The 24,268-nt window shown below is 62.1% G+C and carries 21 protein-coding genes, 1 pseudogene and 1 riboswitch; of the genes and pseudogenes, 11 read left to right on the top strand and 11 right to left on the bottom strand.

Annotation, left to right across the window (positions count from 1 at the left end; all coding sequences use genetic code 11):
* Positions 1-15 precede the first annotated feature (15 nt).
* A complete protein-coding gene (gene rssA, locus PG896_RS07150) occupies positions 16-885 on the top strand; it encodes a patatin-like phospholipase RssA (RefSeq protein WP_052815155.1) in 870 nt (289 codons plus the stop codon).
* A gap of 65 nt (positions 886-950) precedes the next feature.
* Here rssA and PG896_RS07145 read toward each other — a convergent pair whose 3' ends face one another.
* Entirely contained in the window at positions 951-2,312 is a 1,362-nt protein-coding gene (locus tag PG896_RS07145) for a sodium-dependent transporter (protein WP_109422241.1), read from the bottom strand.
* A gap of 195 nt (positions 2,313-2,507) precedes the next feature.
* A complete protein-coding gene (locus PG896_RS07140) occupies positions 2,508-2,774 on the bottom strand; it encodes a helix-turn-helix domain-containing protein (RefSeq protein ID WP_010673503.1) in 267 nt (88 codons plus the stop codon).
* A 258-nt stretch (positions 2,775-3,032) separates the two neighbouring features.
* On the opposite strand from PG896_RS07140, the gene PG896_RS07135 reads away from it, so the two are divergent.
* The 4 genes and pseudogenes from PG896_RS07135 to PG896_RS07120 all read left to right on the top strand — a co-directional run bounded on the left by PG896_RS07135 (position 3,033) and on the right by PG896_RS07120 (position 7,636).
* Entirely contained in the window at positions 3,033-3,620 is a 588-nt protein-coding gene (locus PG896_RS07135) for a hypothetical protein (protein WP_049636314.1), read from the top strand.
* 305 nt (positions 3,621-3,925) lie between these two features.
* On the top strand, positions 3,926-4,945 hold the full coding sequence (gene ompA, locus PG896_RS07130; RefSeq protein ID WP_043152397.1) for a porin OmpA: 1,020 nt from the start codon (positions 3,926-3,928) through the stop codon (positions 4,943-4,945).
* Between the two features lie 412 nt (positions 4,946-5,357).
* The gene (gene ompA, locus PG896_RS07125; RefSeq protein WP_049636313.1) at positions 5,358-6,359 is read left to right on the top strand and encodes a porin OmpA; all 1,002 of its coding nucleotides are present in this window, start codon (positions 5,358-5,360) and stop codon (positions 6,357-6,359) included.
* Positions 6,360-6,578: 219 nt separating this feature from the next.
* Positions 6,579-7,636 (top strand): annotated as a pseudogene (locus PG896_RS07120) (OmpA family protein).
* A 74-nt stretch (positions 7,637-7,710) separates the two neighbouring features.
* Here PG896_RS07120 and PG896_RS07115 read toward each other — a convergent pair.
* Both PG896_RS07115 and PG896_RS07110 read right to left on the bottom strand, forming a co-directional pair.
* Entirely contained in the window at positions 7,711-9,405 is a 1,695-nt protein-coding gene (locus PG896_RS07115; protein ID WP_039039301.1) for an NAD-dependent malic enzyme, read from the bottom strand.
* 55 nt (positions 9,406-9,460) lie between these two features.
* Positions 9,461-10,318 carry a helix-turn-helix transcriptional regulator gene (locus PG896_RS07110; protein ID WP_010673497.1) on the bottom strand — a complete coding sequence of 286 codons (858 nt, stop codon included), beginning with the start codon at positions 10,316-10,318 and terminating at the stop codon, positions 9,461-9,463.
* Positions 10,319-10,438: 120 nt separating this feature from the next.
* On the opposite strand from PG896_RS07110, the gene PG896_RS07105 reads away from it, so the two are divergent.
* A complete protein-coding gene (locus PG896_RS07105; RefSeq protein WP_053288166.1) occupies positions 10,439-11,818 on the top strand; it encodes an MATE family efflux transporter in 1,380 nt (459 codons plus the stop codon).
* Positions 11,819-11,969: 151 nt separating this feature from the next.
* Entirely contained in the window at positions 11,970-12,218 is a 249-nt protein-coding gene (locus PG896_RS07100; protein WP_010673495.1) for a YciN family protein, read from the top strand.
* A gap of 30 nt (positions 12,219-12,248) precedes the next feature.
* Here the strand turns inward: PG896_RS07100 and PG896_RS07095 are convergent, their stop codons facing one another.
* A complete protein-coding gene (locus tag PG896_RS07095; RefSeq protein WP_010673494.1) occupies positions 12,249-13,388 on the bottom strand; it encodes a GGDEF domain-containing protein in 1,140 nt (379 codons plus the stop codon).
* A gap of 243 nt (positions 13,389-13,631) precedes the next feature.
* Between PG896_RS07095 and PG896_RS07090 the strand changes: the two genes are divergently transcribed.
* On the top strand, positions 13,632-15,029 hold the full coding sequence (locus tag PG896_RS07090; RefSeq protein WP_053288165.1) for a nucleobase:cation symporter-2 family protein: 1,398 nt from the start codon (positions 13,632-13,634) through the stop codon (positions 15,027-15,029).
* A gap of 317 nt (positions 15,030-15,346) precedes the next feature.
* Entirely contained in the window at positions 15,347-16,060 is a 714-nt protein-coding gene (locus PG896_RS07085) for a lipoyl protein ligase domain-containing protein (protein WP_270835554.1), read from the top strand.
* Positions 16,061-16,261: 201 nt separating this feature from the next.
* On the opposite strand, the gene PG896_RS07080 is transcribed toward PG896_RS07085, so the two are convergent.
* Positions 16,262-17,638 carry an alanine/glycine:cation symporter family protein gene (locus tag PG896_RS07080; protein ID WP_053288163.1) on the bottom strand — a complete coding sequence of 459 codons (1,377 nt, stop codon included), beginning with the start codon at positions 17,636-17,638 and terminating at the stop codon, positions 16,262-16,264.
* A 250-nt stretch (positions 17,639-17,888) separates the two neighbouring features.
* Positions 17,889-17,999: riboswitch (glycine riboswitch) on the bottom strand.
* A 506-nt stretch (positions 18,000-18,505) separates the two neighbouring features.
* On the opposite strand from PG896_RS07080, the gene PG896_RS07075 reads away from it, so the two are divergent.
* Positions 18,506-19,654: a type III PLP-dependent enzyme gene (locus PG896_RS07075; protein WP_223937700.1), complete on the top strand. Its 1,149-nt coding sequence runs from the start codon at positions 18,506-18,508 to the stop codon at positions 19,652-19,654.
* 65 nt (positions 19,655-19,719) lie between these two features.
* On the opposite strand, the gene PG896_RS07070 is transcribed toward PG896_RS07075, so the two are convergent.
* The 3 genes from PG896_RS07070 to yfcD all read right to left on the bottom strand — a co-directional run bounded on the left by PG896_RS07070 (position 19,720) and on the right by yfcD (position 21,926).
* On the bottom strand, positions 19,720-20,688 hold the full coding sequence (locus PG896_RS07070; RefSeq protein ID WP_010673489.1) for a calcium/sodium antiporter: 969 nt from the start codon (positions 20,686-20,688) through the stop codon (positions 19,720-19,722).
* A 124-nt stretch (positions 20,689-20,812) separates the two neighbouring features.
* Complete coding sequence (locus tag PG896_RS07065; RefSeq protein ID WP_270835553.1) at positions 20,813-21,283, bottom strand: peroxiredoxin; 471 nt, start codon at positions 21,281-21,283, stop codon at positions 20,813-20,815.
* A gap of 112 nt (positions 21,284-21,395) precedes the next feature.
* The gene (gene yfcD, locus PG896_RS07060) at positions 21,396-21,926 is read right to left on the bottom strand and encodes an NUDIX hydrolase YfcD (protein ID WP_223956422.1); all 531 of its coding nucleotides are present in this window, start codon (positions 21,924-21,926) and stop codon (positions 21,396-21,398) included.
* A 176-nt stretch (positions 21,927-22,102) separates the two neighbouring features.
* Here yfcD and PG896_RS07055 point away from each other — a divergent pair, with 176 nt between their 5' ends.
* On the top strand, positions 22,103-22,318 hold the full coding sequence (locus tag PG896_RS07055; protein ID WP_010673486.1) for a DUF1107 family protein: 216 nt from the start codon (positions 22,103-22,105) through the stop codon (positions 22,316-22,318).
* Between the two features lie 95 nt (positions 22,319-22,413).
* Here PG896_RS07055 and PG896_RS07050 read toward each other — a convergent pair whose 3' ends face one another.
* Together PG896_RS07050 and PG896_RS07045 are read right to left on the bottom strand one after the other, a co-directional pair.
* Positions 22,414-23,157, bottom strand: a complete 744-nt coding sequence (locus PG896_RS07050; RefSeq protein WP_270835552.1) for an amino acid ABC transporter ATP-binding protein — start codon at positions 23,155-23,157, stop codon at positions 22,414-22,416.
* Positions 23,158-23,170: 13 nt separating this feature from the next.
* Positions 23,171-24,265, bottom strand: coding sequence for an amino acid ABC transporter permease (locus PG896_RS07045; RefSeq protein WP_103857885.1), 1,095 nt, complete (start codon positions 24,263-24,265; stop codon positions 23,171-23,173).
* Positions 24,266-24,268 lie beyond the last annotated feature (3 nt).

Below are 24,268 nucleotides of genomic sequence, written 5' to 3'. Positions count from 1 at the left end.
TCAGGAGACGCAACTGTGTCACGAAAACCCCGTCTGGGATTGGCCCTGGGCAGCGGTGCGGCCCGAGGATGGGCCCACATCGGCATCATCCGTGCCCTGGAGCGACTGGGCGTCAAGCCGGATCTGGTGGCTGGCTGCTCCATCGGCAGCTTTGTCGGCGCCGCCTATGCCGCTGGTGAACTGGACAAGCTGGAGAGCTGGGTGCGCGGCTTCAGCCGCCTGCAGGTCATGGGGCTGCTCGATCCTGCCCTCTCCGGCGGCCTGTTTCGCGGTGACAAGGTATTTGGCATCGCCGCCGGCCATCTGGGGGATCCCGCCATCGAAAGCCTGCCGCTGCCCTTTGCCTGCGTCGCCACCGAACTCGATACCGGTCGCGAGATCTGGTTGCAGGAAGGACCGCTTCGCCAGTGTGTGCGCGCCTCTTGCGGTATGCCCGGCCTGCTCACCCCGACCCGGGTGGAGGAGCGCTGGCTGGTGGACGGGGCCGTGGTCAACCCGGTCCCCATCTCCCTAGCCCGCGCCATGGGAGCCGAGGTGGTGATCGCCGTCAACCTCAACACCGACATGCACCAGCCCTGGACCGACGAACCGGACGAGCCCGTGCAGGGGGGGCTGCTCAGCCAGTGGTTGAACCGGGGCGAGCGCGAACCCAGTACCCCCGGCATGTGGGGGGTGATGACGGGCTCCATCAACATCATGCAGGAGCGCATCACCCGTGCCCGGATGGCCGGGGATCCCCCCGAGATCCAGCTCTGCCCGCGCCTTGGCAACCTCTCCATCATGGATTTCCACCGCGCGAGCGACGCCATCAACGAGGGGGAAGCCTGTGTCGAGCGCAACCTGGAGCAGCTCAAGGAGGAGCTGTCACGACTCTGCCTGATATGAAGGCATATCGGGGTAAAAGACAAAAAGAGCGCCAATAGGCGCTTTTTTGTTTCGGGTTACGCGGCTCAGAACAGCCCCAGCCCCTTGAGCATCACTACCAGGATCAGCAGCGGCGACACATAGCGGATGATGAAAAACAGGGGGCTGAGGATGGGCAGCGCCAGCTTGCCCCCATTGGTCAGCGCCGTCGTCATCCGCTCGAATCCCCATACCCAGCCCACAAAGAGGCAGAGGAAAATGCCGCCAAGGGGCATCAGCACGTTGGAAGAGACGAAGTCGAACAGATCGAAGAAGGTTTTCCCGTCAACCTGCACATCCGCCAGCGTGCTGCTCGAGAGCGCACAGGTCGAGCCGACCGCCCCCAGCACCAGCAGGTTGATCAGGGTCGCCCTTGTGCGGCTCATGTGAAAGCGCTCGGAGAGCACCGAGACTGGCACCTCCAGGATGGAGAGCATGGCCCCGGTGGCTGCGATGGCGGAGAGCACGAAGAAGAGCACCATGAAGAGGTGGCCGAAGGGGATGCTGGCAAAGACCGCGGGTATGGTGATGAACAGCAGGGAGGCGCCTGCGCTCGGCTCGAAGCCAAAGGCAAACACCGCCGGGAAGATGGCGATCCCCGCCAGCATGGAGACGAAGAGATCCGCGCACATCACCCGTACCGTGGTGAGAGGGATGTGCTGATCGTCCCGAAAGTAGCTGCCATAGGTCATCATGCAACCCATCCCGATGGAGAGCTTGAAGAACGCCAGCCCCATGGCCGTCAGCACGACGCCTGCGGTCACCTTGGAGAAATCCGGCGAGAACAGGAAATGCAGTCCTTCGCTCGCCCCGGGCAGAGTCAGGCTGCGCACGCCTATCACCAGCAGCAGGATGAAGAGCAGTGGCATCAACCGCTTGGTGACCGCTTCGATCCCCCTGGAGACCCCCATCAGCAAGATCCCCCCCATCAGGGCCAGCACCAGCCACTGCCAGAGCAGACTCTGCAAGGGATCCGTGATGAGTGAATTGAAGGCAGCCCCCGTGAAGGCGGGATCGGTGGAGAGGATCTCGCCGCTGGCCGCCTTGAAGATGTAGGCAAACACCCAGGCCGCCACCTCGGAGTAGAACGACATGATGAGGAAGGCCGCGCTCACCCCCATGGCGGCGATCAGCCACCAGGGCTGCCCCTTTGGAGCCAGCTTGATGAGCCCGCTGACCGCATCCGTCCTGGCCTCGCGCCCCAGCATGATCTCGGAGATCATCACCGGCAATCCCACCAGCAGGGTGGCGATGACATAGACCAGCAGAAAACCGGCGCCACCGTTCTCACCGGTCAGATAGGGAAACTTCCAGATATTCCCGAGCCCGACGGCAGACCCCAGGGTCGCGGCCAGCACGCCAAAGGTGCTGGTAAACCCATCTCTGGCTTTGGTAATGGATTGGCTCATCGTTGTCTCACTGTGTGGATCACCGCCTGAATTAAAAGGGTCGGAGTGTTCCGTGGATTAATCCAGCCCGACAAGATGATTTAGTGAAAATCGCCGTTGACCGCACACATCGCATTATTTAATTAAATAATCATCCATTTTGACAAATAAAAAATGCCGCCTCGAGGGCGGCATTTTTATCAAGGTTGAACTGAATCAAGCCTTGGCAATATCGTCCGGACCGATCTGGCCGATTTCGGCGACTTTCTTGTCAGCCAGCAGCCAGAGGGTGAACTTGTGCAGATCGGGGTGGTGGGCCAGGGCAACCAAGAAGGCGCCTCCGACTTCACGGTAACCCAGTTCATAGTTCTTCAGGGTGGTTGGGGGGACGCCCAGCAGATCGGCAAACTTGGGACGGCTCAGGCCTACCGCTTCGCGGATCTGACGGATCTTCTTGCCAACAGTTACGATATTTGAATTCATGTGTTTCATACTCCGTTCGGCGGATTGACTCCACCTTTATTTTTCGCGACGACTCGTAGTCAAGTGTATCAGTTTTGAACGGACTCGTTATGGTCGAGCCTCTATCTATAATCAGCGTCTTTCGACGACAACCCTTCACAAACCTCGGGGATGGTAATCGCTGCGTCGCCTCAGGTAAACAGTCTCGAAAAGAAACCTTTCTTGTTGCCCGGCCATCCCTCGTATAATTCGCCGGTTATTTCCAAGAGAGTCATCAACATGGCATTTCCCGGCATCATTTCCCGTCTTCATTCCGACCCGGACTCCCTCCCCCGTCAGCTCGCCCAGGGTCTGCAGACCCGGGCCGAAGCGTTCTGGCTGCCCATGGCCATGCAGGGGGACGCCGCCACCGTGCTGGCGGCCCTCCCGGACAGCTGCAGCCTCTATCTTGAAGGCCAGACGACGCTTCCCCTGCGCAGCCACGACGGCGTCGTGGCAGAAAACGGCACCCTGGCACTGGGCAATGGTCACACGATGACGCTGGCCAGGGAGAAAGGCGATGGCGGCATCGTGCCGGAAGAAAGCCTCGCCGAGATGGCCCAATGGCTGGAAGCGGGTCATCGGCACTTCATCTGCTCCACCGCCGTCCAGCCCGTGGCGCGGGCCATCCTCAACATCTGGCCTCTCGATCCCTACCTCGCCCGTCACTTCTTGCTCAGTTTCACACCCTTGCTGTGCGAAGCAACTGAGGCGGACTATCTTGCTGTCCTCTCGGTCAGGGCGGGTGACGCCACCCTGCGGCACGCTTGGGCTGAGGCTTATATGAAGCTTGAGAAGAAACTGCATCGCGCCTACTTGGATCACTAATAAATCCCAAGAAACAGCCAGTTATCCCTACGACACAATTTGCCCCATCCCTTATCTGTGAGCTTGATCATGTTTTGAAATGGGCATAAAATGCGCCACGTCATCGGAATGACGTCGGCTGTTCGTGGCGGAGTATGCATTGTCGACAGTTCAACCCGCGCACTTGTGCACCCAGATACGTGCCTCCTGGATGGATCTAGGATCCCTGTTCGCACCAACGTCGTTGGTCGACAGAGCCAGCAGCTTACATAAATTACAAAGTGCGAAGCACGTGAACAACGTGCCATCTCAACGAGGATTATTTTATGATGAAAATGGCTCCTTCCCTGATCGCCATCGCTATGGCCACCATGGGTGCAACTGCAGCTCACGCCGCTGACGACATCTACTTCGGCGCCGGTGTTGGTGCAACTCACTTCAACGGTCTGAACAAGATCGAAGGCGTGAACGTTGGCGAAGAAGATGCGGCTGCTGCCAATGCCTTCGTTGGTTACAACTTCAACGAATACTTCGGTTCCGAGCTGGGCTACCAGTACACTGGCCGTGGCAACACCGACGGCAACCGTTACGAGAGCCAGGGTGCCACCCTGTCCGGTATCGCTCGTCTGCCGCTGGGCAACGATTTCTCCCTGTTCGGTGAAGCTGGCGCCTACTGGGGCCACACCGACGGTCTGGGCACCAGCGATACCAAAGTATCCCCGCTGGCCGGTGCCGGTGTGACCTACAAGGTCAACGACGCGCTGGATCTGCAAGCTCGCTACCGCTACATGTGGGACGTGGCTGACCTGCACGCCGACAACGTACGCTACAAGTCCAACCAGAGCGTTGCGACCCTGGAAGCCGTTTACCACCCGTTCCGTACTTCCTACGTAGCGCCTGCTCCGGCCCCGGTTGTTGAAGAAGCACCGGCCCCGGCTCCGCAAATCGTTGAGAAGAACTTCGCCCTGAACTCCGACGTGCTGTTCGCCTTTGGCAAAGACAGCCTGAAGGCCGAAGGCGTGCAAGCCCTGAACGCTCTGTACCAGCAAATCGTTGAGTTCCAGCCGAAAGACGGCAACGCCGTTGTTGTTGGTTACACCGACCGTATCGGTTCCGACGCTTACAACCAGAAGCTGTCTGAAGCTCGTGCCCGCACCGTTGCCAACTTCCTGGTCAGCAAGGGTATGGCTGCCAGCAAGGTTGCCATCGAAGGTCGCGGCGCAGCCAACCCGGTCACCGGCACCAAGTGTGACGGCGTCAAGGCCAAGGCTCAGCTGATCTCCTGCCTGGCTCCGGACCGTCGCGTAGAAGTTCGCGTATCCGGCGTACAAGAAGTTCAAAAGTAATCTGACTTCGCTCAGGTAACGTAAAAAAGGGGATGCCACGGCATCCCCTTTTGCTGTCTCTCTCCTCCCCCCAGCGACACTCTCTGTCTCACCTTTTCTCCCCTTTACCCCCGTATTGCGGCCCCGCGACGCCGGTGTCGGCGCTGCATATCTGTGCAGAAACTTGATCACGCTGATTCAAAAGAATACAGTAGCAACGCTTGTAAGACATTGGATGAACTATTAAAAGTGCTCAGTGCCCGGTTAGTTGTCCATGGAGAAACAGCTTCATGAGAATCCAGGTTTCCATCCATTTTTTATTCAAGCCGTCCGTGATCCGCTCACGGTGTCGCACATGAAGTGTCATCTGCGACCGGTATAACAAAGAGTGCGCAGTACGCCCATAGCACGGCAACTCAACAAGGATAAAACGATGAAAATGAAAATGGCACCAACCCTGATTGCTCTGGCCATTGCAGCCATGGGAACCACCACCGCTCAGGCGGCCGACGACTGGTACACGGGTATGGGTGCAGGTTGGGCCTATGGCCACGACCTGGATACCTTCGGCCAGGATGCTGACAAGGACGCCACCGCGCTCTCCCTGTTCGGCGGTTACAACTTCACCGAGAACTTTGCCGCCGAGCTCGGCTATCTCTATGCCGGCAAGGCTGGCGTCGATGGCGTCGACTTCAAAACCCAGGGTGCCACCCTGTCCGGTATCGCACGCCTGCCCATGAATGACATCTTCTCCGTCTTCGCCGAAGGGGGTGCCTACTTCAACCACGTCAACGGCAACGGCCAGAGCGACAACGGCACCTCGCCGCTGGCGGGTCTGGGTCTGACTGCCAAGCTCTCCGACCTTATCGACCTGCAGGCCCGCTACCGCTACATGTGGGATCTGGGTGACGATCAGAAAACCTGGAAAACCGACATGAGCGTCGCCACCCTGGAACTGGTGATGCACCCGAACCGCACCACCTATGTGGCACCGGCCCCGGCACCGGCTCCCGAGCCGGTTCCCGAGCCCGTCATGGTCGACAAGAACTTCTCCCTGAGCTCGGACGTGCTGTTTGCCTTCGGCAAATCCACCCTGAAGCCGGAAGGGGCTGCTGCGCTCAACACCCTGTATCAGCAGATCGTCGACGTCCAGCCGAAAGATGGCAGCGCCGTGGTGGTGGGTTACACCGACCGCATCGGCTCCGATGCCTACAACCTGAAGCTGTCTGAAGCCCGTGCCCGCACCGTGGCCGACTTCCTGGTTGGCAAGGGTCTGCCGGCTGGCAAGGTTTCCATCGAAGGTCGTGGTGAAGCCAACCCGGTCACCGGCACCCAGTGTGACGGCATCAAGGCCAAGGCTCAGCTGATCGCCTGCCTGGCACCGGATCGCCGCGTCGAAGTGCGCGTCACCGGCGTAAAGGAAGTGCAGCAATAAGGGGACAACCACCTGTTGCAAAAAGGGGCCATTCCGGCCCCTTTTTTAATGCCCGGACGGCACCGCCAACGCGGGCCGCCCACCAGCCTGCCCCACCGATTCTCCATACAGATGCGTCACTTAAATGGTTAAAGCGCTCACATCGCCTATACATAATGTTGGCTATACATAGCAAAGGGCTGGGAGCCCTATAACACCCAACATCGACGAGGATACGCGATGAACATAAGACTGAAACCTGTGTGGATTGCATTGGCATTGGCGACGAGTGCCGCCCAGGCGGCACCTGTTCACGACTGGTATGTGGGGGCTGGGGGTGGCTGGGCCTTTGCCCATGACATCGATGATTTCAGCCAGGGTGTCGGCAAGGACGCGACCGCCATCAACGCCTTTGTCGGCTACAACTACAACGAGAATCTGGGGGCAGAGCTCGGCTACCTCTCCACCGGTGACTGGGATATCGCCGGCCAGGACTTCAACAGCAAGGGGGCCACCCTGTCGGTCATTGGCCGTTTGCCCCTGGGGGACATCTTCTCTGTCTTTGCCGAAGGGGCGGTTATCTCTATCACGTCGACTCCGTCAACGGGGGGGATGACAATCTGGCTCCCCTGGCGGGTCTGGGCCTGACCGCCAGACTGAGCGACTGGGTAGACATCCAGACCCGCTACCGCTACATGGTGCGAGTCGGGGACGATCCTGACAACGACAAGGTGGGCAGCGGTACCAAACGCTGGGTCAGCGACATCAGTACCGCCACCATCGAGCTGGTGCTTCACCCCAATCGCACCGTCGCCGCAGTGCCGGTGGCCGCGCCTCTGGTCGTGGCACCGCCGCCCCCGGCTCCCGAGCCGGTGGATCAGACCTTCAACCTGAGTTCGGATGTGCTGTTTGCCTTTGGCAAGGCGGAGCTCAAACCGGAGGGGATGCAGGCACTCGACGCCCTCTACCAGCAGATCGTCGACGTCAAACCCAAGGATGGCAACGCCATGGTGATGGGCTACACCGACCGCATCGGCTCGGATGCCAATAACCAGGCACTGTCGGAGGCCCGTGCAAGCACGGTCGCCAACTTCCTGATTGGCAAGGGGCTGCCCGCAGACAAGGTGAGCATCCAGGGCAATGGCGAGAGCAACCCGGTCACCGGCACCCAGTGTGATGCCATCAAGGCCAGGGCTGCCCTCATCGACTGCCTGGCCCCGGATCGCCGGGTCGAAATCAGGGTCACCGGTGTCAGCAATCCCGCCGAGCCCGCCCCCGCCGAGCAACCGGCACAATAACCTCCTCTTCCTTCACAGCTGTGCACAAAAAAGGGATGCCGAGGCATCCCTTCTGCATGTCTGTCCCCTTGGGATCAGAAGGAAGTACGACGATAGCGGCGGTACTCGGGGCGCCAGAAGTTCGCCTCGATGGCCTGATCGATCACATCATCGGGGGTCTGCACCGCCTTGCCCTGCAACATGGCGGTCTTGGCCACCATCTTGGCGATGTAGCGGGAGACCTGATGGATGTCCGCCAGATCCGGCAGCAAGGAGCCCTCTTCCCCCTTCACCAGGGGTGAACAATCCGCCAGGGCGCGGCTGGCCGACATCAGCATGGCATCGGTCACCCGGTTGGCACCGGAGGCGATCACCCCAAGGCCGATCCCCGGGAAAATGAAGGAGTTGTTGCACTGGGCGATGACGTAGCGCTTGCCCTTGTACTCCACCGGTGCGAACGGGCTGCCGGTGGCGACCAGCACCTGGCCGTCGGTCCAGCGAATGAGATCCGCCGGGGTGGCTTCCACCCGGGAAGTGGGGTTGGAGAGCGGGAAGATGATGGGACGGGCACAGTGCTTGTGCATGGTCTTGACCACCTCTTCGGTGAAGAGGCCGGGCTGGCCGGAGACCCCGATCAGGATGTCCGGGCGACCGTGCTCCATCACCTCCAGCAGGGAGATGTTGTCCCCCACCGGCCACTCCTTGATCCGCTCGACCGGCTGGGAGAGCTTGCGCTGGAAGTCGAGCTGGTTGGGGATCTTGTCGGTGATGAGACCGAATCGGTCCACCATGAAGACCCGGCCCCGCGCCTCGGCGTCGGTCAGCCCTTCGGCCTTCATCTGCGCCACGATCTGCTCGGCGATGCCGCACCCGGCACTGCCCGCCCCGAGGAAGGCGACCCGCTTCTCGGAGAGCTTGGCACCGGAGGCCTTGCAGGCGGCGATGAGGCTGCCCAGGGTCACCGCGGCGGTCCCCTGAATGTCATCGTTGAAGCAGCACAGCTCATCCTTGTAGCGGTTGAGCAGCGGGGTGGCATTGCCCTGGGCGAAATCCTCGAACTGCAGCAGGATGTCCGGCCAGCGGCGCTTGACCGCCTGGATGAAGGCATCGACGAACTCGTCGTACTCTTCGCCGGAGATGCGCGGATGGCGCCACCCCATGTAGAAGGGGTCGTTCAGCAGCTGCTGGTTGTTGGTGCCCACATCCAGCACCACCGGCAGGCAGTAGGCCGGGGAGATGCCGCCACAGGCGGTGTAGAGGGAGAGCTTGCCGATGGGAATGCCCATGCCGCCGATGCCCTGATCCCCGAGGCCCAGGATGCGTTCGCCATCGGTGACCACGATCACCTTGACGTTCTGCTTGGTGGCGTTTTGCAGCATGTCATCGATCCTGTCCTTGTCCGGATAGGAGATGAAGAGGCCGCGGGCGCGGCGATAGATGTTGGAGAACTCCTCGCACGCCTTGCCGACCGTCGGGGTGTAGATGACCGGCAGCATTTCGGTGAGGTGGTTGTTCAGCAGGCGGTAGAAGAGCGTTTCGTTGGTATCCTGGATGTTGCGCAAATAGATGTGCTTGTCCATGTCGTTGCCAAACGCCATGAACTGGCGATAGGCACGCTCTGCCTGCTCTTCGATGGTTTCGATGTTCTGGGGCAGCAGACCTTCCAGGTTGAAGCTGCTGCGTTCTTCGCTGGTGAAGGCGCTGCCCTTGTTGAGCAGCGGCGTCTCCAGCAGGGCTGGACCTGCGTAGGGAATGTAGAGGGGACGTTTCTGATTATTATCTTCAAACATGGATCTGTACCTTGACTGTGTGGCCCGTCGATCCTATGGGCTTGAGCCAACAATTTCAAAGGGTTTGCACCTCCCTTGCGAAAGGTTTGCGACCCAGTCGACGAAAGGCCCCCGGAGTCTGACCCGTCAGACGCCGAAAACGGTTGGCAAAGTTGGCGCCGTCGCTGTATCCGACCCGGGCCGCCAGCTCGGCCAGCGGCCAGTTGGTGTAGAGCAGCAACTGGCGCGCCTTGTTCATGCGAAGTCCGGTGAGCCAGGCCATGGGGCCCATGCCGAACACCTGCTGGCAGAGCCGGTGCAGATGGGGTACCGAGCAGGCCATCTGGTCGGCCAGCAGGGCCACGCTCCAGGGCTCGTCCAGACGTGCCTCCACCCGCCGAAACAGCGCCTGCAGCCGCAGCTCCGGCGTGCCGCGCACCTCCCCCTGCAGGGTCCGCTCCAAGAGCGCCAGCAGCAGGCTCAGCAGCTGGGGCTGGAGCGGCGAACGTATTCCCTCCCCCTGCATCAGGCTGAGCAGGTGGTAGAGCTGCTCCCCCTCCTCCCCCTGCCAGATGCGATGGCCAAGCCGGTGCAGATGCTGCCAGCGCGGCACGTCGTCCAGCAGGATCCAGCTGGTATGCCAGACTTCCCCCACCAGCCTGAGGCCCCCCGGCACGGCGGCCGGGAGAAAGACCAGGGCTCCCGCCGGGATGGGCTGCTCCCCGCCATCGGTGAGCAGGGCGCCCCCCTCGTCATGGCTCACCATCAGGATGTGAAACTCCGGTCGGTTGCGGCGGATAAGGTAGTGCTCCCGTATCGTCGAGAGGCCGGTCAGGAAGACGCCCGCCTCCCCAAGCAGGGGCAGCCCTTCGCGTCCCAGCATCCGCTCTTCGCAGGCCGGGGCGATTTCCAGACACTCGCTGATAAATGGCATAGCACCTCAACAGGATAGTTTTGCACAAGAAAGCCGAGAGAGGCTCACAGTGAAGCCTCCCGATATCACCCCTATCATACCCACGACAAACCCTGATTTTTACCAACCCGGTTAACATAAATGAATTATTGGCAAGCGATTTTAAAACAAACCACCGATCGCGAGTTCATGACGCGACTGTGGCGACTGGCCCTGCCGGTTTCGCTGCAATCCATGATGTTCTCCCTGCTCGGCCTCATCGACATCATGATGGTGAGCCAGCTCGGCACCACGGCTGTGGCGGCGGTCGGCTTGGGCAACCGGGTCTTCTTCTTCAATCTGCTGGTGATAGCGGGGCTCTCGGGCGGAGTCTCGGTGTTGGCGGCACAATATTTCGGCCGTGGCGAGATGGCCGGGGTGCGCCGCTCCCTGGCCCTGGCCCTGGTGGGCGCCCTGGCGGTGAGCCTGCCCTTTGCCCTCGTCTATGTGTTCTCACCGGGCAGCGTGCTCGGGTTTGCCAGCCAGGAGCCCGCGCTGCGCGAGCTGGCCGACGAGTTCCTGATGATCACCGGCGCCACCATCCTCTGCACCGCCGTGGTGGTGCCCCTGGAGTCGGCCCTGCGCTCGGTGGGCAATGCCGCGGCGCCGACCCGCATCGGCATCATCGCCATCATCGCCAACGTCATCCTCAACTATGCCCTCATCTTCGGCCATTTCGGCGCCGACGCCATGGGAGTAGCCGGTTCCGCCTGGGGCACCACCCTTTCGCGCCTGCTCCAGACCGCGCTGCTGCTTGCCTATGTGTGGCGTGCCGAGCCCCGTCTCATCCCGCGTAAGCAAGACTGGCTCGCCGCCTTCAGGCGCAAGGAGGTGGTGCGCTTCACCCTGATCGCCCTGCCGCTGTTGCTGCACGACGGGCTCTGGGCCTTCGGCATGCTGCTCTACGGCTTCCTCTACGCGCACCTCGGCACCGACGCCCTGGCCATCATGACCACCCTCGGCACGCTGGAGAGCATCCTCATCTCCCTCTTCTTCGGGCTGGCGGTGGCCTGCTCCACCCTGCTCGGTCACCGGCTCGGGGCAGAGGAGTATGACGAGGCCTGGCAGCACTCCCAGCTCTTCCTGCTGCTGGCCCCCGTCGGCGCCCTGCTGGTGGGGACCGCCGTCTGGCTGATGCAGGGCAGCCTGCTGCAATGGGTCGGCAACCTGCCGGGCGAGCTGATGACTGAGGCCGGCCAGGTGCTCGCCATCATGTGTCTGGGCATGCTGCTCAAGGTGTTCAACATGGTGGGGATCGTCGGGGTGCTGCGCTCGGGGGGGGACGTCAACTACAGCATCTTCATCGACATCGTCGGCATGTGGTGCATCGGCCTGCCGCTGGCCTGGGTGGCGGTCAGCCTGCTGGGCTGGCCCCTCTCCTGGGTGGTGGCCGTGGTCCTGCTGGAGGAGCTCTCCAAGGTGCTGCTGGTGCAGCGCCGCATTCGCCAGCGCCGCTGGCTGCGCAATCTGGTGCTGGGATAAGGGAAGAGCGCAAAGCGGGAAAATGCGGGGTCATATCAATGACAGAAAATCCCGCTTTGCAGTATGCTGGCCCCCTCTTCAATCAGAGGCGGGGTGCGCCGGCCATGCCGACCCTTGTGCCCCTGCCCAGTAGTCGTTTAAGGAGACGAGCATGCAACCACAAAAAGAGCGGATCACCGAGACTGCCCTGCTGGAGATGGCCAACAAGATCATTCGTGAACACGAGGACTTCATCCACGGCATGCGCGCCGACTCGGTGGAGCAGAAGGGGGACATACTGGTGTTCAAGGGGGAGTTCTTCCTGGCAGAGGACGGCACCCCGACCGGCAAGACCATGGCGGTGTTCAACATGTTCAAGCTGCTGGCCCAGCAGCTCTCCGGCAAATACACCCTGGCCTGACGCCAGCCCCGTCATCACCGGATGCCGCCCTCAGGCGGCATCCGTTTTTGTGCGCCCTGCATCGCCCGCGGGTTTGCCGGCCTCGGCCACCACGCAGTTGCGACCCGCCATCTTGGCCATGTAGAGGCACTCGTCCGCCCGGTTGAGCAGATCCTCCACCCCCTCGCCACGCTGGGCCAGGGTCAGACCGATGCTCACCGTCACCTCCAGCAGCTCGTCGGAGGTGGGGCTTTTCACCAACCTCGCCTCCACCGCGACCCGCAGCCGCTCCGCCACCCGCTTGGCCTGTGCCAGATCCGTGCAACCGGGCAACAGGATGGCAAACTCCTCCCCGCCGTAACGCCCGAGCACCATGCCGGGCTCCAGTTGCTCCGACAGGGTGGCCGCCACCTCCTTGAGCACCGCATCCCCCGCCAGATGGCCGAAGGTGTCGTTGATGCGCTTGAAGCGGTCCAGATCCAGCAGCAGCACCGCGAAGGGGGCCTGTTTGCGGATCATGGCGGCCCTCGCCTTCTCGAGCTGCTTCATCAGCAGGCGGCGGTTCATCATGCCGGTCAGCTCGTCCGTGGTGGACTCCCGATAGAGTTGCAGCAGCATGTTGAGCTGGCCGCACTGCACCCAGGCGCTGGCGATGGCAAAGAGCCCCAGCAGCCAGACCTGGTTGAGGGTCTGCACGCTCCAGAGGGGCTGGCCCACCAGCAGCCAGTTGCCCGCCAGCATGGTGGCCAGAATGCCCCCCGCCAGTTGCAGGCTGAGGGAGAGGGGAATGGGGAAGATGGCGAACAGGCTGATGAGCAGATAGGGGAAGGCCATGTAGCCCGCCTGCATCTCCTGATCCGCGCCGAAGCTGTGCAGGCAGATGAGGGAGAAGAGCATCATCACCGCCATCAGGTAGCCCAGCGCCAGCTTCATGCGCTCGCGCTTGAAGTGGATGAGATAAGAGAGGGGGATGAGGGGCGAGAGGGCCAGCAGGCAGAAGATCCTGACCTGGAACAGCGCCTCGAACTGGATGGCTGGCAGGGTCAGCCAGTCCACCAGAGCCCAGCTCGGGAGCCCCGCCATCAGCAGACAGGTGAGCAGCCGCAGCCGCACCGTCATGAAGCCCATCCGGGTCAGGGTAAAATCTTCGGAGTGGGCGCGGGCACTCCAGAACTCCGACAGCTTCAGCATCCAGAGTCTCCATCTTCGAACCGAGGGCTCATTCTACACCGTCCCCATCCTGATGCATCAGCCTCCCTCCCCTTTGTGAGGGATCGGTCTCACACAAACCGGCGGATCTTAATCGCCACAGGAAAACGTTTCAACCCATCAGGAAATAAACGAGTTTGCGCTCAATTAGCGCTGGAAAGCGCGATGCCAATCACTAAAATAGCGCCCAATTTTCTCCCCTCCCCCCACACATTCGAGGTATTTATGGAACAGGCTGCCGCCCCAAGCGCCATCCGAGAGGCCCATCCCCCCAGGCGAGCCCACAGCGAACTGGTCTACGGCATCGAGGATGTCCCCCCCCTGCCCCAGACCCTGTTCGCCGCCCTGCAGCATATGCTCGCCATGTTTGTCGCCATCATCACCCCGCCCCTCATCATCGCCAATGCCCTCGGCCTCCCCGCCGACGACACCCGCTACATCGTCTCCATGTCCCTGGTCATGTCCGGCATCGCCTCCTTCATCCAGACCCGCCGTTTCGGCCCCCTCGGTTCCGGCCTGCTCTCGGTACAGGGCACCAGCTTCAACTTCCTCGGCCCCATCATCGCCTCCGGCCTCGCCCTCAAGCAGGCGGCCATGCCCACCGACGATCTGCTGGGCACCCTGTTCGGCACCATGCTGGCAGCGGCCCTCACCATCGTCGTCATGAGCCGCTTCCTGCACCTGGTCAAACGGATCATCACCCCGCTGGTGACCGGCATCGTGGTATTGCTCATCGGCCTGACCCTCATCAAGGTAGGGCTCATCAGCATGGGGGGCGGCTACGGCGCCCTGGCGGACGGCAGCTTCGCCAGTCACACCAACCTCTTTCTCTCCCTGCTGGTGCTCGGCCTGATCGTGCTGATGCAGCGCAGTCGCAACCCCTGGCTGCGCCTCTCCGCCATCATGATCGCCATGCTGGCGGGCTATGCGGTGGCACTGCTGCTGGGCAAAGTGAGCGCCCCCACCTTCGACGGCCCCCTGCTGATGGTGCCTGTTCCGCTCCACTACGGCCTGGGCTTTGACTGGCAGCTGTTCGTGCCGCTCGCCATCATCTTCGTGGTAACGGCGCTCGAGGCCATCGGCGACATGACCGCCACTTCCGACATCTCCGGCGAGCCGCTGGAAGGGCCGGTCTACATGGCGCGGATCAAGGGGGGCGTGCTGGCCGATGGCGCCAACTCCATGCTGGCGGCGGTCTTCTCCACCTTCCCCATGTCCACCTTCGCCCAGAACAACGGCGTCATCCAGCTGACCGGGGTGGCCAGCCGCCATGTCGGCCTCTTCATCGCCGCCATGCTGGCCCTGCTCGGCCTGTTCCCGGCGGTGGCGAGCCTGGTGCAACAAATACCTGAACCCGTGCTCGGCGGCGCCACCATCGTCATGTTCGGTACCATCGCCGCCGCCGGGGTGCGCATCATCTCCCGGGAGGAGCTCGACCGCCGCGCCCTGATGATCCTGGCGGTGTCGCTCGCCATGGGTCTCGGAGTGGCCCAGGTGCCCGAGGTGCTGCAACACCTGCCGGAGCTGGCCAGGAGCGTGCTCTCCTACGGCGTCGCCACCGGCGGCCTCACCGCCATCCTGCTCAATCTGCTGCTGCCCAGGCGCGCCGCCGCACAGGCCTGACACTCCGCCATCCTTGCACCAAAGCCCCGCCATGCGGCAATGCTGTTCACTTAAGAGAATTTGAGTTCCAGTCCACGTAGTATCAGGACAAAAAATCGAGGGAGGCATGATGCCTCCCTCTTTCTATTGCAAGCCCCGCTGGATAAAGGCTGGAGGAAGATCGACTGGACACAGCCTTGCCCCCTCAACTCAAATCCAATTTATGAATAATCAGTCAAAAAAGTGCTTATCTGAACAGCATTGCCGCCATGCGGGGCTTTACCTTGTTTGCCCCCGCGCGTACTGTGCTTGGCAGCCTCTGCCAAAGGATGCCTTTCATGCCTTATACCCTGCTGCCCCCGCCGCCCGCCCACCAGACACCCGACCAGATCCTGGCCGAGGAGCAGCGCTGGCTGCGGGAGTGCGCCGGTGACGGCGAGCCCAGGGCCCTCCTCTGGCAGGGCCCCCAATGCCTCATCATCACCCGCAAGGACACCCGTTTGCCCCGCTACCAGGCCGCCTGCGAGCAGCTTGCCGCCGAGGGCTGGCCGGTGCATGTGCGCGACAGCGGCGGCACCGCCGTGCCCCACTGCGCCGGCATCCTCAACCTCTCCCTCATGCTGCCCCGCACCACCACGGATCTGGCCCACTACTACCGGCTGCTGGGGGCCCCCCTGCTCGCCCTGCTGGGGGAATACGGTCTTGCGGGCAGCTACGACTTCGTGCCCGGCTCGTTTTGCGACGGCCAGTACAACCTGGTGATCGGAGGGCGCAAGGTGACCGGCACCGCCCAGCGCTGGCTGGCGCCGGGCCGGGATCACGACGGCGCCGTGCTGGCCCAGGCCATGCTGCTGGTGGCGGGGGATGTGGACGAGGGCACCCGGATGGCGAGCCGCTTCTACGAACTGGCCGGGGGCGATCTGCGCTTTGCTCCGGGCACCTCCACCACCCTGGCCCACGCCATTGGCTGGCAGGGGGAGGAGGCGGCCCTGGTGAGCCGGGTGAGCAGGGCGCTGGCGCAGCGGCTCACCGGAGATATTCCCTCCCCCTGACCCACTGGGGGCAACAAGCGCCGCCATTCATTGCGTAAAATGCAAAAAAGCCACGATGAGCGTCGTGGCTTTTGCGTATTTCGCACAGATATTGTCAGAGGAGCCGGGATCAAGCCCCGGGTTTTGCCATCCCAGCCCGGATCCCGGTTGACGCCATGGACAGGGGCCCGCTGACAGGACTTCCCGCAGGCCCGCTTCTCATCAGGCCGTCTGCGGCTCGGGCTCGGATTCCGTATCCCGGTCCCGGCTGAAGTAGGCGCGGGTCTCGGCAATCACCACGTGACGCAGGCCGATGAGGCCGATGAGGTTGGGCACCGCCATCAGGCCGTTGACGATGTCGGCCAAGAGCCAGATCAGGTCCAGATGGAGGAAGGCACCGCTCGCCACCAGCACCAGATAGATGAGGCGGTAGGGTTTGATCGCCTTCACCCCGAACAGGTACTCGGTGCAGCGCTCGCCGTAGTAGTTCCAGCCAAGGATGGTGGTAAAGGCGAAGAACAAGAGGCCGATGCTCACCAGATACTGGCCCACATGGGCATCCAGCCCCTGGGCAAAGGCCAGACTGGTCATGGCCGCACCGCTTGCATCGCCGCTCCACACCCCGGTCACCACCAGCGTCAGGCCGGTCATGGTGCAGATGATGAGGGTGTCGATGAAGGTGCCGGTCATGGAGACCAGCCCCTGCTCCACGCAGGAATCGGTCTTGGCCGCCGCCGCCGCGATGGGGGCCGAACCCAGGCCCGACTCGTTGGAGAAGACCCCGCGCGCCACCCCGGACTGGATCGCCAGCATGATGCCGGCGCCGACGAAACCGCCGGTGGCCGCATGGCCGGTGAAGGCGCTCCCGATCACCAGCATGACCGCATCGGGCAGGGCGCCTGCATTGTTCACCAGCACCCCGGCACAGGCGACGATGTAGAAGATGGCCATGAAGGGCACCACCTTGCTCGACACGCTGGAGATGGACTGGATACCCCCCAGGGTCACCAGCGCCACGATCAGGGTCAGCACCACGGCGGTCACTTCACGGGGTACCGAGAAGGAGAGGCTCATGGCATCACTGATGGCGTTGACCTGGGGGAAGGTACCGATGCCGAAGAAGGCGACGCCGATGCCGAACAGGGCAAACAGCTTGGCGAGCGGCCTGGAGCCGAGCCCCTTCTCCAGATAGTACATGGGGCCACCTGCCATCTGGCCGTTGGCGTCCTGCTGGCGATATTTCACCGCCAGCAGGCACTCGGCGTACTTGGTGGCCATGCCGAACAGGGCGGCCATCCACATCCAGAACAGGGCGCCGGGGCCGCCCAGCTTGATGGCGGTGGCGACCCCGACGATGTTGCCGGTGCCGATGGTGGCGGAGAGGGCGGTGCACAGGGCACCAAAGCTGGAGACATCCCCCTGCTTGCCCTGCCCCTGATCGCGGCCAAAGACCAGCTTGAGGGCCAGCGGCAAACGCACGATCTGAAGCAGACCCAATCGCCAGGTGAGATAGATACCGGTCCCGACCAGCAGGATCAGCAGGGGGGGACCCCAGATAAAGCTATCGATGGCGGCGAGCGCCGATTGAATTGATGACATGCATCCTCCTTAAAAAACAACGATTAAGGAGGAGAAGGATGATCTTCCCATAGGTGTCGCGATCAACCAGAGGCGATCGGATGCGGGCCAAAAACGTGTTCACACTCTTGCTGCGAGGCCGTGATCAAGGCTCATGCGCTGCTCGAAAGCCTCATGTATTTACATACACTCCGGTTCCTGCGCTGCTCTTTACCTTGCTGACGCCCTCTCGTGACAGACCGTGAACAGTTTCAAGCCCAGGTACAACCATCCCATCCCCTCTGTCCTTTTGCCTGAGAGTTTCCGGCGCCAGATTGCGATGCAATCACGGTACCTTGCTCCTTCGGCGCCCGATTCAACGGGTCTCTCCAGAGTATCGTCCAGTAGCAGTCCACACCGGTTGCCCGGTACCTGAAAGATTCACTTCTTCGGTGGATGGTTGCCCATCGCTCTCCTGCTACCTTCATCCGAACTAGTTTGGATTAGGAAACGGGCATGGTAATCCAAAAAATGTGAGCTGTCTCGCACTCCCTGGCCCCGGCGCCCCCTTTTTACCTGGCCGCAACCCCCAGGCCTGATGTTATTAGTTCGTTAACTATCAACAACTTATCAATCTCCCTTCGGAGGTGCTCCCCATCACGGCCCTGATCGCTCCCCGTATCAAGAGCCTGTTTCGTCTCGACCAGAAAAACTTGCCAACATATCCAATCAAAACGCTTGCACACAAACTCAATAAGCCGATAATCCCGCGCATAACTAAGCACTTTGCAAGGGAGTTATGCAATGTGCCTGGTGGGTCCCTCCGGACCGCTCGCCTGAGCCGGCCGTCGCCGGTTCAATCGCATATGGCTTGGGCATATCACGCCCCCTAAGGACTATCAAAAGAGAATGAACGAGACCCTGGTCGCACAAGATTACCGTCAGTTGGTTGAACAATTCGGCTCCCCCCTGCTGCTGCTCGACAAGGCAGCCGTCCGCAAACAGTATCGGGCCCTGGCGGCCGCCCTGCCCGATGTGCGCTTGCATTATGCACTCAAGCCCCTGCCCCACGAGGCGGTGGTCTCTGTCTTGAAGGAAGAGGGGGCCTGTTTCGATCTGGCCACCAATGGCGAAGTGGATCTGGTGCGCAGCCAAGGGGTTCGCCCGGGACGCTGCATCCATACCCATCCCATCAAGCGTGACAGCGACATCCGTTATGCCCTGGAATTCGGCTGCACCGTGTTTGTCTATGACAACCCGCTGGAGCTGGAAAAGTTCCTGCCCTACAAGGATGAAGTGAAACTGCTGCTGCGGGTCAGCTTCCCGAACCCCGAGACCAAGGTCGATCTCTCCAAGAAGTTCGGCTGCACCCCGGAGCAGGCACTGCCGTTGCTGCAACTGGCCCAGGCCAAGGGGATCAAGGTGATGGGGCTGTCGTTCCACGTCGGCTCCCAGGTGCCCCACGCCCGTCGCCACGTGCAGGCCATCGACGCCTGCCGCGAGATCATGGAGCAGGCCTGGGAGCTCGGGCTCAAGCCCTGGGTGCTGGACATCGGCGGCGGCTTCCCGGTGGACTATAACGGCGGCGAGTTCGACATCGACGGTTTCTGCGCCCCGATCCGCGAGGCCCTGGCCAAGCTGCCCGCCACGGTGCAGAAGATTGCCGAGCCGGGCCGCTTCATCAGCGCGCCGGCCATGACCTCGGTCTCCAGCGTGATGGGCAAGGCCCACCGCGGCGACAAGATCTGGTACTACCTGGATGACGGTCTCTACGGCAGCTACAACGGCCAGCTCTACGACCACGTCACCTACCCGGTGAGCACGCCCTATGCCCACGGCGAACTGCACAATGCGGTGCTCTCCGGCCCCACCTGCGACAGCGTGGACGTCATCCGCGACAGCATCATGCTGCCGGATCTCGAGATCGGCGAGCTGGTGGTGGGTCGGGTGATGGGGGCCTACACCTGGGCCTCCGCCTCCACCTTCAACTTCTTCCCCAAGGCGAGCATCCTGATCCTGGACAGCGCCCAGAAGCAGAAGCTGGTTGCCGTGGCCTGAGACCAGGACCCGCGCACAAAAAAGAGGGGACGCCGCGGCGTCCCCTCTTTCATTTCATCGTCAGACTAGATGAACTGGCTCGTCAGCAGCCAGCCTGTGTAGGCGACGAAGCAGGCGAGCAGCACGCCCCCCTCCAGCCGGTTGATGCGCCCCTGCCCCTTGCGGCCCAGACACATCACCAGCAGCAACAGGGTCAGCCCCATCATGATGCTCCAGTCGCGGGAAAGCACTTCGGGCGCCACCTCGAGCGGGTGGATGCCAGCGGCGATGCCCACCACGGCCAGGGTGTTGAACAGGTTGGAACCCAGCACGTTGCCAAGGGCCAGATCGTGCTCGTTCTTGCGAATGGCGATGAGGGACGATGCCAGCTCCGGCAGGGAGGTCCCCACCGCGACTATGGTCAGGCCAATCACCAGATCGCTGATGCCAAAGCCCTGGGCGATGGTCACCGCCCCCCACACCAGCAGACGGGAAGCCCCGATCAGCAGCACCAGGCCGACGATGAGCCAGAGGATGGCGCTCTTGAGAGACATGCCCTCGGAGACGATGTCCTCCTCGGTATCCGTATCCAGCGCATCCCCCTTGCCGTTCATGCCGGCCCAGATGGACCAGCCCATCAGCACTGCGAACACGGCCCCCAGAATGGCGGCATCCATCCGGCCCAGATTGCCATCGATGAGCAGGGCGCCGGAGAGCAGGGTGATGCCGAGCAGGATGGGGATCTCCTTGCGCACCACCTGGGAGGCGACGGCGATGGGGCTGATCAGGGCGGTCAGACCCAGGATCAGGGCAATATTGGTGATGTTGGAGCCATAGGCATTGCCGAGCGCGAGCCCGGGATTGCCCTGGGAAGCCGCCAGCGCGGAGACCACCATCTCGGGGGCCGAGGTACCAAAACCGATGATCACCATGCCGATCAGCAGCGGCGGCATACCGGCGTAACGGGCGGTGGCGGCGGCGCCGTCCACGAACTTGTCGGCACTCCAGACCAGCAGCGCCAGTCCGGCAATCAGGGCAACAAAAGCCAGGGTCATATTGTTCTATCTCATCCACGGCAAACACGAGAGCCAGGCAAGTTGCCTGGCTCCATCCAAACGCGGCCTCAGTGTAACGGGGCCGCTTGCTATTTCAAGGTGTAATCAAACACCGATTAATCTTTCACAGCGCCGCCAGCAGGCTCTGGGCATCCGACACCTCGAACTTGCCTGGCGCCTCCACGAAGAGCCGCTCCACCACACCATCGTTGGCGATGAGCGCGAAACGCTGGGCCCGCACGCCGCCGAAGGCCCCGGTCTCCTTGGCAAGACCCAGTGCCCGGGTCCAGCTGCCGTCGCCGTCCGCCAGCATGGTGATGTCAGCGGCGTTCTGTGCCTCCTGCCACGCCTTCATCACGAAGGCGTCGTTGACCGACAGACAGCACAGTTCCACCCCCTTGGCCCTGAACTGATCGGCCAGCACCACGTAGCCCGGCAGGTGGGCGTTGGAGCAGGTGGGGGTGAAGGCGCCGGGCACCGCAAAGAGCACCACCCGCTTGTCGGCAAACAGGGCCTGGGTATCCTTCACCTGCTTGCCCTCGGCGGTGATAAAGGTAAATTCCCCTACGGGCAGGGATTGACCGACCGTGATCATGATGACGCATCCTTCTGTGGTTCAAAGAGGCCCAGTCTACCCCATTCCACCAGAAGGCGAAGGGGTCCATCGAGCAGCAACCAAGCGATCGGGGAGCGAACGCCTGTCGCCCCTATTTATGGCCTGATGGCAGGCGCCTTGCCTGCCAGGTGGCGATGGCGAGCAGGGAGTCAGGCGTGAACTCGCCCGCCCGATCGGCTATCTCGCCCAGGCTCATCCAGTGCACCTCGCTCACCTCTTCGGCCTGCAGTTGCAGCGGCCCCTGATAGTGACAACTGAACAGGCCGCCCCAGACCCGGTAGCGGCTGCCGCTCGCCTCCCCTTCGGCATAAAAGGTGCCGTAATCCTGCAGGGGCACGTCGCGGATCCCCAGCTCCTCGGCCAGCTCCCGCCGGGCGGAAAGGGCCATAGCCTCCCCCGTGGTCACCACGCCACCGGCGCAGGCATCCAGCATGCCGGGGCAAAAATCCTTGCTCGGGGTGCGCCGCTGCACCAGGATGCGCTCAGCCTCATCCAGCACCAGGATGTAGCTGGCACGATGACGCAGGTTTTCCTGACGCACCCTGGCGCGCTCGGCCACCCCGATCACCCTGTCCTGCTCGTCTACTATGTCCACCCACTCCACGTGCGGCACCTTTGTCATGTCTGCAATGGCCGCAGTATATCGGGCCCCGGCCCCGGACTCTCACTACTTTTTCAACGCCGGAGCTGCACGCCAGCCGATCACAAGACAGATTCATACAAATCTTTATCAAGTGTCACATCAGTGTCACGGTCCGTCGGCATAGTGTCCCTGTCCAAACAACAGGGTCTCTTGCCATGAAGGTGTTCAAGCAGTGGTCTCCCCGTCGAATTGCTCGCTATATCAAGAGCTTCCATCATGGAAGTTTCATGGTTGAAGCACTGGGGCGGTTTGAGTTTCAAGGGGGGATCATCGATGTGAAGCCGTTGAGCTGTCATCAGGCGCTGAGTCTGGCCCGGCAGATCAACCTGGCCGTGCGCGATCTGCGCACCACCACCCTGTTGCCGGGCTGACATACTCCTTTCTGTCTGTCGTCGACTTCCATGTACACATTTGCCCGCCGCTCATTCGAGCGTGCGGGCTGTTTTTCTGAAGGTTGTGCCCTGCCTCAATGCTGCAGGATCTGGGAGAGGAAGTGCTTGGTCCGATCGGACTGGGGGTTGTCAAAGAACTGATCCGGCACGTTCTCTTCGATGATTTGCCCCCGGTCCATGAAGATCACCCTGTCCGCCACCTGCTTGGCAAACCCCATCTCGTGGGTGACACAGAGCATGGTCATCCCCTCGTGGGCCAGCTCCACCATCACATCCAGCACCTCCCGCACCATCTCGGGATCCAGCGCCGAGGTTGGCTCGTCAAACAGCATGACCTGGGGATTCATGCACAGACTGCGGGCGATGGCGACCCGCTGCTGCTGGCCACCGGAGAGCTGCCCCGGATACTTGAGCGCCTGCTCGGGGATCCGCACCCGGCGCAGGAAGTTCATGGCGATCTCCTCGGCCTCCTTGCGCGGCAACTGCTTGACCCAGATGGGCGCCAGGCAACAGTTCTCCAGCACGGTCAGATGGGGGAAGAGGTTGAAGTGCTGGAACACCATGCCCACCTCCCGGCGCACCGTCTCGATGTTCTTGAGATCGGAGGTCAGGGCCGTGCCCTTGACCAGGATGTCTCCGCTCTGGTGCTCTTCCAGCCGGTTGATGCAGCGGATCATGGTGGACTTGCCCGACCCCGATGGTCCACAGATGACGATCTTCTCCCCTCTGCCCACCTGCAGGTTGATGTTGCGCAGCACGTGAAACTCACCGTACCACTTGTTGACCTCTTTCAGTTCGACAACTGCGTCCGTTTTCATATCAGAACGACTCCTAATGCTTGTGGCCCGTGTTGAGTTTGCGCTCCAGATAGATGGAGTAGCGGGACATGCCAAAACAGAACATCCAGAAGATCATGGCGATAAAGACATAAGCTTCGGTGGAATACCCCAGCCAGGCCGGATCCGCCAGGGCCACCTTGGAGATGGCCAGCAGATCGAACAGCCCGATGATCAGCACCAGGCTGGTGTCCTTGAACAGGGAAATAAAGGTGTTCACCAGGGAAGGAATGGTGATCTTGAGGGCCTGGGGCATGATGATGAAGCCCATCACCTTCCAGTAGGAGAGCCCGAGGGCATCCCCCGCCTCATATTGCCCCTTGGGGATCGCCTGCAGCCCCCCTCTCACCACCTCGGCCACATAGGCCGCCTGGAACAGGATGATGCCGATGAGCGCCCGCAGCAGCTTGTCGAGCTCCACCTCGGTACTCATGAACAGTGGCAGCATGACGGACGCCATGAAGAGCACAGTAATGAGCGGCACCGCCCGCCAGAACTCGATGTAGACGGTACAGAGGCTGGAGATGACCGGCATGTGGGAGCGGCGCCCCAGTGCCAGCAGGATGCCGAACGGCAGTGCTACGACTATGCCCACCACCGCCAGCACCAGGGTGAGCATCAGCCCGCCCCAGCGGTTCGTTTCCACCACCTCCAGCCCCGCTCCCCCATGGATGAGGAAGAAGGCGATGACAGGGAACACCAGCAGGGTGAAGAGCGCCAGCCACCCCTTGCGCGGGGTCTTTGGCCAGATGAGCAGGGCCAGCAGCGCCGCCAGACCGGCGAAGGTCAGGTTGATGCGCCAGTACTGATCAGCCGGGTAGAAGCCATAGAGATACTGCCCCAGCCGGCTCTCGATGAAGATCCAGCAGGCACCGCCCTGGACGCAGGCCTCGCGGCTGCTCCCCTGCCAGGTGGCCGAGAACAGCGCCCAGTCCAGTGCAGACCAGATGAGTGGCAGCAACAGATAGGCCAGCACCAGGGTCAGCAGGCCGTTCCACCAGTTGGGGAAAAGGTTCTGCCTGATCCAGGCGAGCGGCCCCCGACGGTGGTTGGGAGGCGGCAGCGCCTCCTGCAATTCATTCACGAACATGAC

This window comes from Aeromonas sp. QDB30, assembly GCF_027707645.1.
Taxonomy (GTDB): domain Bacteria; phylum Pseudomonadota; class Gammaproteobacteria; order Enterobacterales; family Aeromonadaceae; genus Aeromonas; species Aeromonas caviae.
This window is presented reverse-complemented; position numbering and strand designations above follow the sequence as displayed.